The sequence below is a fragment of the Streptomyces sp. BRA346 genome (assembly GCF_052851135.1).
In genome coordinates, this window is sequence record NZ_JAIWIH010000020.1 from 91994 (window position 1) to 109915 (window position 17922).

The window sequence follows — 17922 nt, forward strand, 5'->3', positions numbered from 1 at the left end:
GCGGATGCGGCAGGTGGTTCACCCGGCTGCGGCGGCCCGCAGCGCGAGGAGGGAGGTGGCCAACGGCTCCAGGTCGAGGCCGTTGACGGAACGGAGGGTGGTGAGCGCGTCGGCGGGGAGGGCCGAGGCGCCGCTGAGGGATCCGGCGATGGCACCGGCGATGGCACCGATGGTGTCGCAGTCGCCGCCGAGGTTCGCCGCCAGGAGGCAGGCGCGCCAGGGTTCGCCGTCGGCCAGGGCGAGTACGGCGAAGGCGGCGGGCACCGACTCCTGGCTGGCCACACTGGTGCCCACGAGGTCGCTGATGCGGTCCAGCGCCCGTTCCTCGGGCAGACCGCGGACCAGTTCCACGGCCCACTCGATACGGGCCGCGATGGCGGCGCCGTACACCCAGTGGCCGCGCTCGGCCCCGGCCGCCGCGGCGGTGATGCCCGCGGCGATCGCGTCCTCGAGACCGCCGCCGCCGACGCCACGGCTCACGGCCGCGCCCACGGCCGCGGCGGAGGCGATGCCGAGGGTGGTGTCATGGGTGACCCGGCAGGCCGCCGCCACGTGGTCGACGAAGGATTCGAGTGGCTTGTCGGGGAAGGCGACGCCGACCGGAGTGATCCGCATGGCGGCGCCGTTGGTGGACCCCGACCGGCCCGCCTCCTCGGGCGGCACGCCGCGCGAGACGGCCTCCAGGGCGGCCTTGGTGGAGGGGCCGAGCAGATCGTACGAGCCCTTGGCCTTCATGGCGCGCTCCCACTCCAGCAACTCCTGGGCGAGCCGGAGCGGGTCGATGTGCCCGTTGCCGTCCACCAGCAGCCGTCCCACGATGACGGCCTGATCGGTGTCGTCGGTGACAGACCCGGCGGGCAGTCCGGCGCTCACCGGATTCTCCGCCGGGCCCGGCTCGAACCCGGTCACGGCGCCGAACCGGGCGACGATCGACCGCCGGGGCATGATCTGGGTCGGCATGCCGAGGGCGTCGCCCATGGCCAGGCCGTACAGGGCTCCGAGTGCGCGGTCGTGCTGGTGGCTCATCAAGACTTCCTGTTGTCGGTACGGGATGTCGTACGGGCTGTTGGTACGGGCTGTCGTACGGGATGGTGGCGGGTGCGGACGGCGGTTCAGCCGGGCGGTTCGCCGAAGCCCAGGTGCAGCTGGAAGCGGGCGGGGTCCAGCAGGCTGGTGACGTGTTCGACGACGCTGCCGTCGGCCCCGCGGCTGACCCTGCGGGTCCGCAGGAACAGGTCCCCCTCGGCACGCCGCAGCAGGCCCGCCTGATCGGCGTCCAGCCCGGACACGGACGCCCACTCGTCGCCGTGGGTGGCACGGACCCCCGCCGCGGCCAGGGTCTTGGTCAGCGAGCCGTCGACCAGTCCGCGCAGCGGCACATCGGCGAGCGCCGGAAGCAATGGAACCCGGCTGCGCTCCAGCGAGACGGGCGTGCCCTCGGGCAGGATCCGCAGCCGGTCCAGCGCCAGGAACTCGGCGCCCTCGATCCCCAGCTCCCCGGCCAGCCGCTCATCGCGCACCGCCTCCAGCCGCAGCACCTCGGTGCTGACCCGGGCCCCCTGATCGGCCAGGGCCCTGGTCCAGCCCAGCCGGTTGTCCAGCAGGCCGCCGTCGAAGGTGACGAACGAGCCGACCCCCGCATGCGTGGAGATCAGCCCCCGCTTGCTCAGCTCGTCCAGCGCCTGCCGGACGGTGTTCCGGCTCACCGCGAAGCGCCTGGTCAGCGCATGCTCACCGGGCAGCCTGCTGCCCGGCTCCAGGGCGCCGCTGTGGATCTCACGCGCCAGGACACCGGCGATGCGCTGGTGCTTCAGGACCTGTTCAGTCATGTCCAGAAGCTAGCCATACCTGTTCAGTCCTGTCCAGTGTCCGGAGCGGACTTCTTCATCCAGCGCTCCAGGCCCGCGGCGTCCAGCGGCAGGTCGGCCGAGAGCACCTCGGAGCCTTCGGGGGTCACCAGGATGTCGTCCTCGATGCGTATCCCGATGCCGCGCAGCTCCGGCGGGACCGTCAGGTCGTGGGCGTGGAAGTACAGGCCGGGTTCCACGGTGAGCACCATGCCGGGGGCCATCTCGGCGCCCTGGTAGGCGTCGTACGAGGACTGGGCGCAGTCGTGGACGTCGAGGCCGAGGTGGTGGCCGATGCCGCAGATCAGCCAGTGGCGGCGGTGCTGACCGCGGTCGGAGAGGGCCTCGTCGACGGAGACCGGGAGGAGGCCCCAGTCGTGGAGGCCGTGGGCGATGACCTCCATGGCGGCGTGGTGGAAGTCGGTGAAGCGCTTCCCGGGGCGCACCTGGGCGAGAGCCGCGCGGTGGGCCCGCTCGACCAGGTCGTGGACCTGGGTCTGCGCGGCGGATAAGCGTCCCGAGGCGGGGAAGGTGCGGGTGATGTCGGCGGTGTAGAGGTCGCGGGTCTCGACGCCCATGTCGAGCAGGACCACGTCGTCCGGGCGCACCGGGCCGTCGCACCGGACCCAGTGCAGGGTGGGGGCGTGGGCGCCGCTGCCGACGATGGTGGCGTAGCCGGGGGCGTTGCCGTGGGTGCGGGCGTGGCGTTCGAAGGTGCCTTGCAGCCAGCGCTCGCCGGGCCTTCGAGGGCGGTGGGGAACTCCGCGACCACGGCGGCGAATCCGGAGACGGTTCGGTCGACGGCCTCGCGGAGGCGGGCGATCTCCCAGTCGTCCTTGATCATGCGCAGTTCGGCGAGGGTGCGTTCCAGTTCGGCCGAGGGCTCGTGGTGGCCGTCGGCGAGGGGGCCGGTGGTCAGGGGGCCGGTCACCAGTGGATCGGCGAGTCCCGTCAGTGCGGTCTCCAGCTCCCCGGATGGGCGGACCTCCAGCTGGAGCGCGTCCGCCCAGCCGCCGGGGCCCGGGGCGGCGCCGACCCACAGCTCGCCGTACGCGGCGTCGGAGAAGAAGCCCGGCTCGCCGGGGGCGGCAGGTACAGGGTCGCGTCGTGTCCGGTGCCGGAGGGCCGCAGGACGAGGACGGCGTCCTCGGCCGTACAGCCGGTGAGCCAGGAGAAGTTGCTGTCCGGGCGGAAGTCGTAGCGGGTGTCGTTGCTGCGTACGGGGGCGCTGCCACCGGCCACGACGACGGCCCGGCCTGGGAACAGCGCGCCCAGCCGGGCGCGGTGTGCGGCGGCGCGCCCAGCGCCATCAGGCAGGGCAGCCCGAGGAACGCGGCGGCGGCCACCGCACCGCGGTCGCGCCGCAACGCGCCGACGATGCGGCGGCCCGAGGTCAGCGGTGCGCCGGGCGCGTGGCCAGGCCCTGGGCCTCGGCGTCCGGGAGCGGTGTGCCGACGACGCTCATCAGGACCGGCCCGGGTCCGCGAGGCCGATGGAGACGAGGTCGATGCCGCCGGAGAAGCCCGCGTGGAGGTACGCGCCCGCGATGTTGCTGCCGACGACCCCGGCGCGGGCCGGGGCGTGTGGGGTGGCGCGGGGGTCAGCGGCCGCAGCGCAGGGCGCGGAGCGGGATGGCGTCGCCCATCACCCGCATACCGGTGTCATTGGGGTGGAGGTGGTCGCCGCTGTCGTAGGCGGGGAGCATCCTGGAGGGCGCCGCGGGGTCCCGTACGGCCTGGTCGAAGTCCACGACCGCGTCGAACGCGCCGCTGGTGCGGATGAAGGCGTTGACCTGCTGTCGGACCGTCTCGTCCACGGCCTCGTACTCCCGCCAGCCCTCGTACGGCATGACGGTCGCCCCGACCACGCAGACGCCGCGCGCATGGGACCTGGCGATGATCTGCCGGTAGCCCGCGATCAGTTCGTCGGCCGTGGGGCCCGGCGTGGCCTTGATGTCGTTGATGCCCTCCAGCAGGATCGCCGTGCGCACCCCGGCCTGGGAGAGCACATCCCGGTCGAGCCGCTTCAGCGCGCTCTCGGCGGAGCCGTCGGCGAGGATCTTGTTGCCGGAGATTCCCTCGTTGGCCACGCCCTTGAGCCGGGAGCGGGGGTCGGCGAGCAGACGGCGGGCGAGGAAGTCCGGCCAGCGGCGGTTGGTGTCGGCGGAGGAGGCGGAGCCGTCGGTGATCGAGTCGCCGAAGGCGACGACGGCGCCGGTGCCGGGGCGTGGCCGCACGACGGCCGCGTCCAGGTAGTACCAGGAGGTGATCTGCTGGGTGTACGCGGCGGCGCCCTCCTCCGCGGCGTGGTCACCGGCCGGTGCGACGTACTGGGTCGCCCGGGCTCCCTTGTGGCCGGTCGCGAGGGTGCCCGCGCTGCGTACGTAGAGGCTGATCGCGAGGTCCGACTGCGGCTGGACCCGGCCGGGCAGCGGATCGCTGTACACGACGCCGCCCGCCGGTACGGTCACCGACGAGGCGCCGCGGAAGGTCAGCCGCCCGTTGCTGCCGGGCACGACCGCCGCGCCGGACGCGCGGGTGCCCGCGTAGGCGTGCCCGAAGGTCACCGGCTGGTCGCCGTAGGCGTTGGAGAGCCGGATGCGCAGGTCCCGGCCGCCGACGCTGGTGTGGATGACGAACCGGTAGGTCAGGTCCTGGGTCGCGGTTCCGGCCGGGTAGGCGCTGGAGCCCCAGGTGACGACGGAGGAGCGCGGGGCGGGAGGCGTCGCGGGCGCGGCGGCGGACCGGGCGGCGGACTGGGCGGCGGACGACTCGGTTCCGGTGGCCAGGACGACACCGAGGGCGACGGCGGTCGCGACCAGGATGCCCAGGGCGCGGACGGATAAGCCAGGTCTCTGCATGATGGGGCGTTCCCTCTCTCGACGGTTGAGTGATCGGATGAATTGATGCGCATTCCGACCTGCCTGTCGAGAGAGGGCGCCGCATTGCGAAAGTTTCGAGACCCGTCAGCTCACGTCATCGGATCTATGCCGCGCCCTGAGATCCGCCCTGACCGCGGCCGCGACGACCTTGTCCCGCTCCGCACGGCTGAAGCGCCCCTCGGACAGCCAGCCGTCGGCGAGGCTGCGCACCGCCCGGACGAACCGGACCCCGTTGACCGTGACGGTGAAGCCTCCGGTGGCCCAGGCCGGAACAGCAGGAGCTGATCAAGCGGCAGGCCGCCAACGCGGTGCCCGTCATGGTGCTCGTCCTCGCCGCCGGGATCTTCACCGGCATCATGACCGACGCCGGAATGGTCAAGGCCATGGCCGACGCCGCCCTCGCCGTCGTCCCCGACACCTGGGGCAACCTCGTCCCCCTCTTCACCGCCGTCCTCGCCCTCTCCCTCGGCTTCTTCATGTCGAACGACGCCTACGGGTTCGGCGTGGTGCCCGTCCTCGCCGAATCCGCGAGCCACTACGGCATCCACGCCAACGAGATAGCCCGCGCTGGGGGCCATCGGCCAGATCCCGCACAGCATGGGCCCGGCCTCGGCCCCGCTGTGGGTCCTGCTGGGCCTGGTCAAGGCCGAACTCGGCGACTTCCAGAAGCACGCCCTGCGCTGGGGCGCCCCCGTCTCCCTCGCCAACATCGCCTTCGCCCTGCTCACCGGCGCCATCACCCTCGCCTGACGCCACGCGCGTCCGGCGGGGGCCCGCTCCCTCAGGGTTCCGTACGACGCGTACGGGGGACGAAGGCGTACAGGTCCAGGATCTCCGGCCGCGGCGCGACGCCGGGACCTCCCGCGCGGACCCACGCGACGATGTCCTCGGTCGCGTCCGGGTCGTTGACCAGACCCAGCCAGACCGGCCGGGCACCGGCGGCCCGGCCCTCGGCGGAGGGCTGCACGACGACCACGTTGGCCTGGTCGCACACGTCGAGACAGTCGGAGATCCGCACCGGCGCCACCTCGCGCAGCCGCTCGGTCTGGGCCGTGTGATCGACGCGGGTGATCTTGGGGCTGCCGCAGCAGCAGTCCCGGCACACGACCAGGCGACACGGCGCCGGGGCGGCGTTCTTCGGCATGACTTTACCTTTCCTTTGACAGCGGATCAGTCCACCGCATAGCTTCAAGCACACCTGTATCGCACAAGGATCCGAGGGGGAGCGGCCGTGCGGACCCTGCTTCTCACCAAGCGCCGGTATCTCGATCTTCGCAGGTCCACCACCACGGGATGTTGAGCGGTCCCCTTCCGCACCTCCCTTCTTCCTCCGCGCCTCGCTCCCCTGGGCCCCCATGCCCTCCGCCCGCATGTCGCGGCGCGGCCTGCTGGGTCGCTGGCCGCTGCCTCCTCCGGTGCCGCCCTGCTGTCGGCGTACTCCGACGCCGAATCCGGCGGCACGGTCGTGCCCTTCTACACGACCGAGTCGGACCCCAAATCTCTCGCCCTCGCCGGAATCGCCTTCTCACATCTGCGCGCCCACCCGAAGCTGCCGGTGCGGGCCACCCGGGTGGCGGGCGGCTGGCGCTTCGACGGGCGCGTGCCCTGGTACACCGGCTGGGGGCTGAACGACCTGTTCCTGCTGGGCGGCGCCACCGAGGACGGCGAGGTGGTCTTCGGCGTCACCGGCGCCCACGAGCAGCCGGGCCTCACCGCCACCGGCCCGCTCCAGCTCGCCGCGCTCACCGGTTCGCACACGGTCGGACTGCTGCTCGACGGGCTGGTGGTGCCCGACGACGCGGTGGCGGTGCGGCTGCCGCACGAGCGCTGGGCGACGGAGGACCGCCCCAAGAACACCAACACCAACCCCGCCGTCTTCGGCGTGGCCCGCGCCGCCCTCGACCTCCTCGACGCGTCCGGCGACGCCGAGGCGCAGGACACGGCGGGCGTCCTGCGCGACCGCCTGGACGCGGTACGCCGCGACGCCTACGCCCTGGTGGACGAGGTGCCGCCCGCCGAACGGCTGGACGACCGGCTCGTGGCCAAGACCCGGGCGTACGACCTGATGCGTGCCGCCACCACGGCCGCGATCGCGGCGGGCGGCGGCCGGGCCTTCGGCCTCTCCCATCCGGCCCAGCGCCTCGCCCGGGAGGGTCTGTTCCTCGTCGTGCAGGGCCAGACCCCGGAGGTCCGTACGGCCCACCTGGCGGCCCTGCGGGCCTGACCGCGAAGAGACCTGCGGGCCTGGCCTCAAGGAGAATGGCCCTCACCGACGGGGGATGCGGTGAGGGCCATGCATGCAGTGTGGCACGGATGAAGGGCGGAAGTACCCATTCCGGCCAACAAACTTGGCATATATCTATCACTTGACTGCCAGTCACCCCACCTGCCTCAGCCGTATCAGCCGCTGTCGGCGGTCGGCGGTTCCGCGATACCGATGTAGTTCCCGGCGGGGACGGTCCGGATGCGGACCGACCACCCCCGCGCCGTCAGGTCGTCGGTGAGCGCCCGGGCGTCGTGGAACACCTTCACGATGCGGTACCGGCTGCCGTCGTCGAGCCACCGCAGCGCCGCCGGGGCGGACTGGCCCGCCAGGACCTCCTCCTCCGCGGCAGCGGCGGGGCCGTCGTCGATGAAGATCGCCTTGCCGCCGGGCGCGAGCGCCGCGGCGACGGTGTGCCAGAAGCCGGGCAGCCGCTCCGGCGGAACGTGGGAGAGCCAGAAGGCGAAGAACACCGTGTCGTAGCGCCGTGGCGGCCGCCATGCGAACAGGTCGGCCTGGACGAACCGGACCGCGCAGGGTACGGACGCGGTCCGCGCCCGGGCGAGGTCCACAACCTCGGCCGCCGCGTCGACGGCCGTCACCGACCGCGCCCGCGCCGCGAGCCGCGGCGTCCACTGGCCCGTTCCGCAGGCCAGCTCCAGCACGTCCCCGGCGACGGGGAGGCCGTCGACGGCGGCCAGCAGCTCCCGCAGTTCCTCGCGCTCCGCGTAGGGCCGGTCGTACTGGGCCGCGCCCGCCCTGTAGTAGGCCAACTGCTCCGCCAGGAGCGCGTCGTCGTCCATGGGGATCCTCTCCTCCGGTCCTCCGGGTCGGGAACACCGTCGGCCCTCCCCTTCGGACAAGGTCAAGCGGGCCCGGGAGGACCGCCGCGGGAACCGCGCAATCCAGTTGGTGCGCCGTAGGCGAACCCCCTGGGCTCCGGGACGCCCGTCGTCAATCCTGGCGGAAAATACGCCATGGAGGATCACCGTGATCGTGGAACACAGCGGAGGGACCGCATGACCGAGCGCGCCGAGTCCCTGTTCGACGCCGTCGGCGGCATGGCCGCCCTCCGCCGCCTGAGCGACACCTTCTACGAGGGCGTCCTGGCGGACCCGCTCCTCGCCCCGGTCTTCGCGAATTTCACCCGGACCCACATCGAACACGTCGCCGTCTGGCTCGCCGAAGTGTTCGGCGGTCCGGCCGACTTCACGGCGCGGCTCGGCGGCCACCAGGCCCTGCTCCGCTCCCACCTCGGCCTGTCGATCACCGAGGAGCAGCGGGTCCGCTGGATGGAGCTGATGGGCACGGCGATCGAGAAGGAGTTCCCGGACGACGCGCTGCTGCGCCGCCGCGTCCTGGAGTATTTCGACTGGGGAACCCGCATCGCCCGCGATGTCTCGGCCGGATCGGAGGGCGACGACTTCGGCGAGCCGGGCCCGACACCACGCTGGGGCTGGGACGGGCTGACGTGAACGGTTAGGGCGGCTCCCCCCAGGAGCCGCCGAACGGGCGAGGGCGCAGTTTGCCCCGGACGCCTACGGGGGACCCGGCTTACCCGATCTTCCTTTGGAGGCGGTATGGCTCTGACCCGTAGTCCGGTGGCCCGCGCATGGCGGCGCTGGCGACGGCCACGCGACCTGCACGTGCCGCGGAAACCCCTGGATGTCGAGGACGCCAACCGGCGCTTTCTGATGTACGGGGTGCTGCCGCTGTGGTGCGTACCGGCCGTGGCGGACTGGGCCATGCACCGCAGGACCCGGATCGAGGAGACCTCCGGCACCCGCGAATCGGCGCTGCACGCGCTCATGATGACCGAGGCGGGCGTCCCCGTAGCGATGGGGCTGCTCGCCCGGGTCAATCCGCTGGTGCTGTCGGTCATGGGCGGTGCGGCCGTGGTCCACGGCGCGACGGCCCTGTGGGACGTCACCCTGGCCACCGGCAAGCGTGAGGTACGCCCCGTGGAACAGCACATCCACAGCTTCCTGGAGGTGCTGCCGCTTTCGGCGCTGGCCTTCACCTCGTGTCTGCACTGGGAGCAGGTGCGCGCCACGCTGCGCGGGGGCGACACGGCGGAGGACTGGAAGCTGCTGCCCAAGGAGAACCCGCTGCCCGCCCGCTACCTGGCGGCGATCGGAGCGGCCATCGGGGCCTTCGTCGCCCTGCCGTACGCCGAGGAGATGACACGGTGCGTCAAGGCGGCCCGGGCCCGCAAGGCGACGTGAGCCATGCCACGACGACACCGCTCCTCGACCGCCGTGGCCGACGGCACGGTGGTCGAGCCGCTGCCCCGTCCGCGTATCGTCGCCCGTGACGCGCGGGGGCCCGAACACGTGGCCCTCGACGGCGCGGGCCGGATCCTCACCGGGACCGCGGACGGGGCGATCTGGCGGCTGACCCTGTCGGAGACGGCGGGCCTCGCCCGCGCCGAGGTCATCGCCGAAACCGGCGGCAGACCACTGGGGCTTGCCCCCTCCCCAGACGGCGAACTCCTGGTGTGCGACGCCCGGCGCGGTCTGCTGCGGGTCGACCCGCGGGGCGGGACGGTGGGTGTGCTCGCCGACACGGTGGACGGCGTCCCGCTGCGGTTCTGTAGCAACGTCGCCACGTCGGCGGACGGCGCCCTCTACTTCACCGTCTCCAGCCGCCGTTACGCCCTGGAGGACTGGCTGAGCGACATCCTGGAGGACACCGCTACCGGGCAGCTGCTGCGGCTGCGGCCGGGTGGCGAGCCGGAGGTGCTGCGGGACGGGCTGCGGTTCGCCAACGGAGTCGCGCTGGCACCCGACGAGTCGTTCGTCGCCGTGGCGGAGAGCGGCGCCCGCCGGATCAGGCGCCATTGGCTGACCGGTCCGCGCACGGGGTCGGACGACACCCTCGTGGCCGACCTGCCGGGCTACCCCGACAACCTCTCCCGGGGCACCGACGGGGTGGTCTGGGTCGCCCTGGCCGGGCCGCGGGAACCGCTCGTGGACGCGCTGCACCACGCCTCCCCCGCCCTCAGAAGGGCGGCATCGACCGTCGTCGGGAGGGCCCGCCCCCACCCGCGCCCCACGGTGCGGGTGCTGGCGATCCGCCCCGACGGAAGCGTGGCCCGCCATCTGCTGCGCCGCCGCTCCCCGTACCGGATGGCCACGAGCGTGTGCGAACACGGCTCCCGCCTGGTGGTGGGCAGTCTGCTGGAACGGGGCATCGCGGTGTACGGGTAGGGCCCCGGGAGCCGGTGTCCGGGCGTCATGCCGCCGGGGCCTCGATCTGGTCGTGCAGCCGGGCGCAGGTGCGGTTGATCAGGCGGGACACGTGCATCTGGGAGATGCCGAGCTGTTCGGCGATCCGGCCCTGGGTCGTGCCGCTCGCGTTCGGGCAGGGCGCGCAGCCTGGGCTTGAGAGCCTCGCGCTGGATGACGCGGTCGTAGGAGGGCTCCGGNGCGCCGAGGGTGTCGGCCAGGGAGTATCCGTCCTCGGCNCCCGGCAGTTCGGCGTCCAGGGACAGCGCCGAGAAACTCTCCATCGCCTCCATCCCCAGCAGCACGTCCTCCTCGCTCATCCCCGTGTGCTCCGCGATGGCCGACACACTCGGNGAACGGTCATCNGGAGTGCGCGNNAGNTCCTGGACGGCGGCGCGCACACGGTTGCGCAACTCCTGGACCCGGCGCGGCACATGCACCCCCCACATGTGGTCCCGGAAGTGGCGCTTGATCTCCCCCACGACCGTCGGCACGGCAAAGCTCGCGAAGGCGCTCCCGCGATCCGGCTCATAGCGCTTGACGGCCTTGACCAGGCCGAGCATCGCCACCTGCCGCAGATCCTCCGCGGACTCACCGCGGTTGCGGAACTGCCGGGCCAGCCGCTCCGCCATCGGCATCCAGGCCCGCACGACATCCTGCCGCAGCGCCTCCTTCTCGGGACCCTCGGGCAAAGGAACTCGGCGGAGGTGTCGGGAGCGTCGTCGTGCGAGTGCTTGCCCCGTGTGCGTACGGCAGTCATGCGCCGGTCTCCCTCGTCCTGTGGTCGGTAGCACCGTGAGGGAAGAGCCGACTGCCTGGGGCGCCGAACAGAGCACACCCCGAGCAGCCGAACTGCTCCCTTGGGCGTGCCTCTGTTCCGAAGCACATTGATGCGCCTGCCCGGCGCGAGCACCCGCAAACAACCTCGTCGGGTCAGGGGGTGGCGATCGGTGGCACGTCGAGGATGGGGTGGCCCAGTTGCCGCATCAGGTCGACGATGTCGAAGTGCGCGGTGCGTTCGATGACCTTCTCGCCGCGGAAACGGTCGATGCCGATGGCCTCGAACTCGGCGCGGCGGCCGCTCGGCGGAAGCCCCCGGAAGGGGCCCAGCTGGGTTCCGATCACCTTGACGCGGCTCATGACGAGGTCCCCCTCCGCTATCTGTTCCTGCACCATGTCGGTCACATCGGGAAAGGCCGCACGAAAGGCCTTGACCCAGGTCCGTACGCCCTCGGGGCCGTACAGGTCGAATTGCGGCCAGTGGAAGTCGTCCGCGAATATCTCGTCGGCCAGGGCGAGTTCACCGTTCGTGATCACCTGCTCGAAGAGCAGCGCCACCCGCTGCTTGCGGGCGCTCGACGATGTGCCGGGCTGGATCGCGATGTGCATACGTCCTCCTTCTGGTACCGCTCGCCGCATTCCATGAGTGCCGCCGAGAAGGCTAAGGAGGCGTCCGTGGATGTTCCAGCGGTCGCCCGCTTCTTGAGGGTTAACCCTGATGCCGCACATCGTCGGTGGTCATAGCGTCGGAGCCTGCTGCCGGACGAGGAGGAACGGGGTCCTGCCATGGCGTCGAATTCAGCGCTCTCAGCGGCCGTCGACGGACTCGCGCTGAACCGTCGGCACTGGCTGGTATTCGGCGTATGCGCCGCGGGTTTCTTCTTCGACTCCGTCGATCTCCAACTGCTCACCCTCGTGGCCCCCGTGCTGATGCGGGCCTGGTCGCTGGACGCCGGGCAGGTGGGGATTCTGTCGTCCGCGGCAATGGTCGGGATGCTCTGCGGCGCCTGCGTGTTCGGCGCGGTGTCCGACCGGGTCGGGCGCCGTCCCGCATTCCAGCTGACCGTCGCGCTTTTCGCGGTCGGCAGCGCGCTCAGCGCGATGGCGCAGTCGTTGCCCCAATTGGTCGCCCTGCGCTGCGTCGTGGGCCTCGGAGTCGGCGGTCTGGTACCGGTCGACACGGCGCTGATGGCGGAGTTCGTCCCGGCGCGCAGCCGGGGCCGGATGATCGCCCTGTGGGCCCTCGCCTTCCCCGTCGGCGGGCTGGTGTCCACCTGGCTGGTATCCGTGCTGCTCCCGCTCGTGGGCTGGCGCTGGGTCCTCGCGCTCGGTGTGCTGCCGGGCCTGCTGGTCCTGATGCTGCGACGGCTGATCCCGGAGACCCCGGGCTTTCTGCTCTCCCAGGGGCGTTTCGGCGAGGCGGAGCGTTCCGCGCGGTGGATCGCCCGGGGTCAGCCACTGGTGGCACCGGCAGCGGCGACCGCCACGTCGCCGTCGGCGGCCCCGCGGGCACGGCGCGGCCGCGCCCGGGATCTGTTCTCTCCCACGTACCGCAGGGGCACCGCGGTGGCCTGGCTGCTCTGGTTCTGCTGGAGTTTCGCCTACTTCGGCGTCACCTTGTGGCTGCCGACGCTGCTGGTGATGGAGGGCGTGCCGCTGCGTACCGCCCTGAGGTACGGCATCGGCTTCCAGCTGGCCGCGATCGCGGGACGCACGGTCATGCTGCTCTTCGCGGACCGCCTGGGCCACCGGCGACTGATCGTCATCACGGGGGTGGCCTCGGCCGGGCTGATGGCCGCCTTCGGGGCCTCCCACACGATGCTGTGGCTCGTGTGCGCGGGCTATCTGCTGTCGTTCTTCCAGGACGGCGGGTTCAGTGGCATCGCTCCGCTGACGCCCTCGCTCTACCCCACGGCGCTGCGGGCGACGGGCGTCGGGTGGGCCAACGCGGCCGGGCGGGTGGCGAGCATGCTGGCGCCGCTGCTGGTCGGAGCACTGGTCACCGTGCACGCCCGGTGGGCCGTGTTCGCCGTGTTCTCGGGCTGTTTCCTGTGTGCGACGGCCGCCGTCGTCATCGGCGGAGAGCTGTCGCCGGGGCGGCCCGCGCGGACCGGTCCGGCACCAATCGAGATGCAGAGCGAGAAGAAGAGCGAGGAGATGTCACGATGATGCGAGCGGTGAGGTTCTACGAGACCGGCGGCCCCGAGGTGCTGAAGGTCGAGGAGGTGGCCGTACCCGAGCCCGGCCCGGGCGAGGCGCTGGTGGCGATCGAGGCGATCGGGCTCAACCGCGCCGAGGCCAACTTCCGTGCGGGACGGTACTTCGAGCGGCCGAGGGCCTTCCCCGCCGGCCTCGGATACGAGGCCGCGGGAACCGTCCTGTCCCTGGGGCCCGGTGTCCGGGACCGGCGGGACCTGCGCGAGGGGACGGCGGTCAGTGTGCTGCCCACCTTCTCCATGCGGGACTTTCAGGTCTACGCGGAGCAGGCCGTCGTCCCCGCCTCCTCCCTCGTTCCGCGGCCGGAGGGCCTCGGCGCGATCGACGGGGCTGCGGTCTGGATGCCCCATCTGACGGCGTACGGCGCCCTGGGCGACCTCGCGGCCGTCGGTGAGGGCGACACGGTCGTGATCACCGCGGCTTCGAGCAGCGTGGGCCTCGCCGCCATCCGCACCACCCGCCGACTGGGCGCACGCTCCGTGGCTGTCACGCGGACGGCCGCCAAGCGTGCGGCCCTGGAGAGCGCGGGGGCGGACCTCGTCGTGGTGCGTGAGGAACAGGAGCTGACCGAGGAGGTCCGCAAACTGACCGACGGCGAGGGCGCCCGGGTGGTCTTCGATCCCGTCGGCGGGCCCGGCGCGGCGGAGCTGGCCGCCTGCGCCGCGCCCGGCGGGACGGTGTTCATCTACGGCAGTCTCGGCGGCCAGGAGACCGTCTTCCCCCGGGTCGCGCTGGCCAAGGGGCTGTCGTTCCGCGGGTATCTGGTGTTCGAGGTGTTCGCCGATCCGCGCCGCTTCGCCCGCGCCACCGAGTTCGTGCTCTCGGGGCTCGCGGACGGATCGCTCGAACCCGCCGTCGACAGCACGTACGAGCTGTCCCGGATCGTGGCGGCGCACCACCACCTGGAGTCCAACCGCCAGACCGGGAAGGTCGTGGTCACGGTCGGGGGACGAGCAGCGACTCGGGTGTGATCGGAAGGGCGCGGGGCCTGATTCCGGTGGCGTGGAAGACGGCGTTGGCGATGGCCGCGGAGACCCCGACCGCCCCCAGCTCACCGATTCCGCGGGCGCCGATGGTGCTGGCCTGGTCGTCGTACTCGTCGACGAAGACGACGTCCAGGTCCGGCACGTCCGCGTTGACGGGCACCAGGTAGCCCGCCAGGTCCTTGGAGACGAACCGGCCGAGCGTCGCGTCGGTGACGGACTGTTCGAGCAGGGCCTGCCCGATGCCCCAGGTGATGCCGCCGGTCATCTGGCTTCGCGCCGTGAGCGGGTTGATGATCCGTCCGGCGCTGTAGGCCCCCACGACCCGGCGGACCCGGGGGACGCACAGGTCCTCGTCCACGGCGACCTCCGCGAAGACGCAGCCGAAGGTGTGCAGGGAGGAGGCGTCGTCCTCCGGACTCCAGGTGCCTTCCGCGGTCACCTCGGCGAGTCCGTGCCGCGCCATCAGTTCGTGCAGCGGCAGCGGGACCGCTCCGGCGCGCCGGAGCGCACCGTCCGCCAGCCGCGCCCCCTCCTCCGCCGTCTCCTCCCCCGACGCCAAGGCCACCAGCCGGGTCAGCAGGTTGCGGCAGGCCGCGCGGACGGCGGATCCCACGCTGAGCGTGGTCGAGGACCCCGCCGTCATGCCGGTCTGCGGCAGCCGGGTGTCGCCCAGCCGGACCCGTACGAGCCCCGCCGGGCAGCCGAGCGTGTCCGCCGCCACCTGGGCGAGCACGGTGTACGTGCCGGTGCCGATCTCCTGCGTACCGGCTTCCACGAGCACACCAACGTCGGTCGCGAGCCGGATCCGGGCCGCCGCGGGAAACCGGAACTGGTTCATCGTCGCGCCCGCCATTCCCCAGCCGACGAGTTCGTGTCCGTCGCGCAGGGACCGCGGGGCCGGTGGCCTGTCGTGCCAGCCGAAGCGCCGTGCACCGGCCTCGTAGCAGGCCCGCAGCTCCTTGGACGAGAAGGGCTTGCCCGAGGTCGGGTCGGTGTCGGCATGGTTGCGCAGCCGCAGTTCGAGCGGGTCGATGCCCAGTTCGTGGGCGAGTTCGTCCATGGCGGATTCCAGGGCGAACATGCCGGGCCCTTCGTGCGGGGCACGCATGGGGGTGGGCAGGATGGTGGCGACGGGCGCCACCCGGTGGGTGGTGGTGATGGCCGGGCACGCGTAGGCCGTGCGGCTACAGGTCGCCGCCATCTCCACGTACTCGCCGTAGCGGGAGGTCGGGCTGACCGAGGTGTGCCGCAGCGCCGTGAGGCGGCCGTCCGCCGTCGCGCCGAGGGTGACGCTCTGCCGGGTTTCGGGCTGGTAGCCGTGTGAGGTGAAGCTCTGTGCCCGGGTCAGGGTCAGCAGCACCGCGCCGCCGAGGTGGCGGGCGGTCATCGCGGCGATGATTTCATGTGGCCAGGTGTAGCCCTTGCTGCCGAAGCCGCCGCCGGTGAAGGGCGAGAGGACGCGGACGTCCTCGACGGCCATGCCCAGGGCGCAGGCCACCACCGTTCGTACGTTGAACACCCCTTGGGACGCGTCGTGCAGCGTCAGCCTGCCGTCCTCGAAGTCGGCCAGCGTCGCGGCGGGTTCCATGGCGCTGTGGTGCCGGGAGGCGGTGGTGTAGTGGCCCTCGACCACGGTGGACGCGGCGGCGAGCCCCTGGTGAAGGTCGCCGGTGCTGGTGTCCGCCGGGCCCCAGCGGGGCAGCGGGGTGGGGCGGTAGGCGTCGGCGAGCGCGTCGTCCAGCGTCGTGGGGGCGGGCTGCCGGTCGTAGCGGACGGCGACCCGCTCCGCCGCGGCCAACGCCTGGTCCAGCTGGTCCGCCACGACCACGGCGACGGGCTCTCCCTCGTACCGGACGCGGTCGTCCTGGAGCGGGAGCAGTCCGTGCGGGTACATGCCCGCGGTGACCGGTTGCAGAGGCGGCGCGTTGCGGTGGCTGAGCACGGTCACGACGCCGGGTGCCTGCTCGGCTTCGGCCGTGTCCATCGCGGCGATGCGACCGGCGGGCACGGCGGCGGTGACGAGTACGGCGTGGCGCACGCCGGGTTGTGTGCGGTCCGCCGTGTAACGGGCGGTCCCGCTGGCCTTGGCGACACCGTCGGCGCGCGGGAGGGCGTGCCGGGCCGTGGCGGTCGACGGGGTGGACGCCGTTCCGGTGCGCAGGGTCATGCGGGGCCTCCGATGCGTTCGAGCGTGCGGATCACGGCCCGCTTCGCCAGTTCGACCTTGAAGGTGTTGTGCTTGAGCGGACGGGCGTCGCGGAGGGCGGAGTCGAGTGCGGGCCGGATGGCCGCTGCCGTCAACTCCTCGCCCACGAGGGCCTCTTCGGCGCGGTGGAGCCGCCAGGGCTTGGCCGCCACGCCGCCGAGTGCGAGGCCGAGCCGTCGAATGGCGGGCCGGTCCCCGGTGGTGTCGAGTTCGAGTGCGGCGGCGACGGAGACGAGGGCGAATTCGTACGAGGCCCGCTCGCGGACCTTCAGATAGCCCGAGCGCGCGCCCGGCGCCGGGGCCGGTACGTCGATGGAGAGCAGCAGTTCACCGGGGTCCAGCACGGTCTCGCGGGCGGGGGTGTCGCCCGGCAGCAGATGGAAGTCGGTGAGGCGCACGGTGCGCCGGCCGTGCGGCGAGACCAGCGTCAGACGGGCGTCCAGCGCCGCCAGCGCCACGGCCAGGTCCGACGGATGGGTCGCGCGGCAGCTGTCGCTCCACCCGAACACCGCGAGGGTGCGGTCGTGCCCGTGCACGGCGGCACATCCGCTGCCCGGTTCGCGCTTGTTGCAGGGCAGGGCCCGCTCCGCGCGGAAGTACGGGCAGCGGGTGCGCTGGAGCACGTTGCCGCCGATGGTGGCGGCGTTGCGCAGCTGCGGCGAGGCGGACAGCTCCAGCGCCTGGGCGAGGGCAGGGTAGTTGCCGCGTACGGCCGGATCGGCGAGTACGGCGGCCATGCGCGCGAGGGCGCCGATGTGCAGCCCGTCGGCGTCGTGGTGGAGGTGGGCGTGCCCGATCCGGTTGATGTCGACCAGCGCGTGCGGCGTCTCGATGCCGTCCTTGATGAGGTTGAGCATGTCGGTGCCGCCCGCGATGGCGTGGGCGCCGGGCACCGCCGTCAGCGCGTCGAGTGCGGTGCCGACGTCGGGGGCCCGCAGATATCCGACGTCACGCATGCGCGTCCTCCGCGCGGTCCTCGGCGGCGATGTGGTCGCGGGCCGTGCGCACCGCCTCGACGATCTGCGCGTAGGCGCCACAGCGGCACAGGTTGCCGCTCATCCACTCGCGCAACTCCTCGTCGGAACCGGCGTGGCCCTCCGCGATGCATGCCGCGGCGGACATGATCTGCCCCGGTGTGCAGAAGCCGCACTGGAGGCCGTCGTGGGCGAGGAAGGCTTGCTGCACGGGGTGGTCGGCCGCGGGGCCGCCGAGCCCTTCGATGGTGGTGATCTCGTGGCCTTCCTGCATGACGGCGAGGGTCGAGCACGCGTTGATCCGGGCGCCGTCGACGTGGACGGTGCACGCGCCGCACGCACCGCGGTCGCAGGACTTCTTGGTGCCCGTGAGTCCGATGAACTCGCGCACCGCGTCGAGCAGTGTCGTCCGTGGTTCGACGGCCAGGTGGTGGTCGGTTCCGTTGACCCGCAGGGTCACTTTCGTCGTGGTGCCGGCAGGCGTGAGATGCATCGTGGTTCTCCCGTCCGATGGCTGTCGGCTCACACGGTAGGGACGAGG

General features: G+C 72.5%; 17 protein-coding genes and 3 pseudogenes. 8 read left to right on the forward strand and 12 right to left on the reverse strand.

The window, feature by feature from the left end; all coding sequences use genetic code 11:
* Positions 1-18 precede the first annotated feature (18 nt).
* From LCH29_RS23235 to LCH29_RS23255, 5 genes are all read right to left on the reverse strand, one after another.
* The gene (locus LCH29_RS23235) at positions 19-1026 is read right to left on the reverse strand and encodes an ADP-ribosylglycohydrolase family protein (protein WP_446463664.1); all 1008 of its coding nucleotides are present in this window, start codon (positions 1024-1026) and stop codon (positions 19-21) included.
* 86 nt (positions 1027-1112) lie between these two features.
* Positions 1113-1829 (reverse strand): GntR family transcriptional regulator, encoded by a 717-nt coding sequence (locus tag LCH29_RS23240; protein WP_446463665.1) that lies wholly within the window; start codon positions 1827-1829, stop codon positions 1113-1115.
* A 23-nt stretch (positions 1830-1852) separates the two neighbouring features.
* Positions 1853-2887, reverse strand: coding sequence for a M24B family metallopeptidase (locus LCH29_RS23245; protein WP_446463666.1), 1035 nt, complete (start codon positions 2885-2887; stop codon positions 1853-1855).
* A complete protein-coding gene (locus LCH29_RS23250) occupies positions 2799-3089 on the reverse strand; it encodes an aminopeptidase P N-terminal domain-containing protein (protein ID WP_446463667.1) in 291 nt (96 codons plus the stop codon). The genes LCH29_RS23245 and LCH29_RS23250 overlap by 89 nt, the downstream gene beginning before the upstream one ends.
* 358 nt (positions 3090-3447) lie before the next feature.
* A complete protein-coding gene (locus LCH29_RS23255; RefSeq protein ID WP_446463668.1) occupies positions 3448-4707 on the reverse strand; it encodes an SGNH/GDSL hydrolase family protein in 1260 nt (419 codons plus the stop codon).
* Between the two features lie 338 nt (positions 4708-5045).
* Here LCH29_RS23255 and LCH29_RS23260 point away from each other — a divergent pair.
* Together LCH29_RS23260 and LCH29_RS23265 are read left to right on the forward strand one after the other, a co-directional pair.
* Positions 5046-5237: pseudogene (locus LCH29_RS23260) on the forward strand (damage-inducible protein CinA); the annotation flags it as partial.
* An 88-nt stretch (positions 5238-5325) separates the two neighbouring features.
* The gene (locus tag LCH29_RS23265; protein ID WP_446463669.1) at positions 5326-5478 is read left to right on the forward strand and encodes a hypothetical protein; all 153 of its coding nucleotides are present in this window, start codon (positions 5326-5328) and stop codon (positions 5476-5478) included.
* Positions 5479-5509: 31 nt separating this feature from the next.
* Here the strand turns inward: LCH29_RS23265 and LCH29_RS23270 are convergent, their stop codons facing one another.
* Positions 5510-5872 carry a (2Fe-2S) ferredoxin domain-containing protein gene (locus LCH29_RS23270; RefSeq protein ID WP_446463670.1) on the reverse strand — a complete coding sequence of 121 codons (363 nt, stop codon included), beginning with the start codon at positions 5870-5872 and terminating at the stop codon, positions 5510-5512.
* 363 nt (positions 5873-6235) lie between these two features.
* On the opposite strand from LCH29_RS23270, the pseudogene LCH29_RS23275 reads away from it, so the two are divergent.
* Positions 6236-6952 (forward strand): annotated as a pseudogene (locus LCH29_RS23275) (acyl-CoA dehydrogenase); the annotation flags it as partial.
* A 176-nt stretch (positions 6953-7128) separates the two neighbouring features.
* Here LCH29_RS23275 and LCH29_RS23280 read toward each other — a convergent pair.
* Complete coding sequence (locus tag LCH29_RS23280) at positions 7129-7794, reverse strand: class I SAM-dependent methyltransferase (RefSeq protein ID WP_446463671.1); 666 nt, start codon at positions 7792-7794, stop codon at positions 7129-7131.
* Between the two features lie 216 nt (positions 7795-8010).
* Here LCH29_RS23280 and LCH29_RS23285 point away from each other — a divergent pair, with 216 nt between their 5' ends.
* The 3 genes from LCH29_RS23285 (at position 8011) to LCH29_RS23295 (ending at position 10200) form a co-directional block, all read left to right on the forward strand.
* Positions 8011-8466: a group II truncated hemoglobin gene (locus LCH29_RS23285; RefSeq protein WP_446463672.1), complete on the forward strand. Its 456-nt coding sequence runs from the start codon at positions 8011-8013 to the stop codon at positions 8464-8466.
* 105 nt (positions 8467-8571) lie between these two features.
* Positions 8572-9216, forward strand: a complete 645-nt coding sequence (locus LCH29_RS23290) for a diguanylate cyclase (protein WP_446463673.1) — start codon at positions 8572-8574, stop codon at positions 9214-9216.
* Positions 9217-9219: 3 nt separating this feature from the next.
* Positions 9220-10200 (forward strand): SMP-30/gluconolactonase/LRE family protein, encoded by a 981-nt coding sequence (locus tag LCH29_RS23295; protein ID WP_446463674.1) that lies wholly within the window; start codon positions 9220-9222, stop codon positions 10198-10200.
* A 25-nt stretch (positions 10201-10225) separates the two neighbouring features.
* Here the strand turns inward: LCH29_RS23295 and LCH29_RS23300 are convergent.
* Positions 10226-10978, reverse strand: a pseudogene (locus LCH29_RS23300) (SigB/SigF/SigG family RNA polymerase sigma factor).
* 173 nt (positions 10979-11151) lie between these two features.
* The gene (locus LCH29_RS23305; protein ID WP_446463675.1) at positions 11152-11607 is read right to left on the reverse strand and encodes an ester cyclase; all 456 of its coding nucleotides are present in this window, start codon (positions 11605-11607) and stop codon (positions 11152-11154) included.
* A gap of 177 nt (positions 11608-11784) precedes the next feature.
* On the opposite strand from LCH29_RS23305, the gene LCH29_RS23310 reads away from it, so the two are divergent.
* Together LCH29_RS23310 and LCH29_RS23315 are read left to right on the forward strand one after the other, a co-directional pair.
* The gene (locus LCH29_RS23310; protein WP_446463676.1) at positions 11785-13167 is read left to right on the forward strand and encodes an MFS transporter; all 1383 of its coding nucleotides are present in this window, start codon (positions 11785-11787) and stop codon (positions 13165-13167) included.
* The gene (locus LCH29_RS23315; protein WP_446463677.1) at positions 13164-14186 is read left to right on the forward strand and encodes a zinc-dependent alcohol dehydrogenase family protein; all 1023 of its coding nucleotides are present in this window, start codon (positions 13164-13166) and stop codon (positions 14184-14186) included. The genes LCH29_RS23310 and LCH29_RS23315 overlap by 4 nt, the downstream gene beginning before the upstream one ends.
* Here the strand turns inward: LCH29_RS23315 and LCH29_RS23320 are convergent.
* Genes LCH29_RS23320 through LCH29_RS23330 form a run of 3 tightly spaced genes read right to left on the reverse strand, consistent with a single transcriptional unit; the run spans position 14152 to position 17874 of the window.
* On the reverse strand, positions 14152-16368 hold the full coding sequence (locus LCH29_RS23320) for a xanthine dehydrogenase family protein molybdopterin-binding subunit (RefSeq protein WP_446463678.1): 2217 nt from the start codon (positions 16366-16368) through the stop codon (positions 14152-14154). The genes LCH29_RS23315 and LCH29_RS23320 overlap by 35 nt on opposite strands.
* Positions 16365-17363, reverse strand: a complete 999-nt coding sequence (locus LCH29_RS23325) for an FAD binding domain-containing protein (protein ID WP_446463679.1) — start codon at positions 17361-17363, stop codon at positions 16365-16367. The genes LCH29_RS23320 and LCH29_RS23325 overlap by 4 nt, the downstream gene beginning before the upstream one ends.
* Positions 17356-17874, reverse strand: coding sequence for a (2Fe-2S)-binding protein (locus tag LCH29_RS23330; protein WP_446463680.1), 519 nt, complete (start codon positions 17872-17874; stop codon positions 17356-17358). Before LCH29_RS23330 ends, LCH29_RS23325 begins: the two co-directional genes overlap by 8 nt.
* Positions 17875-17922 lie beyond the last annotated feature (48 nt).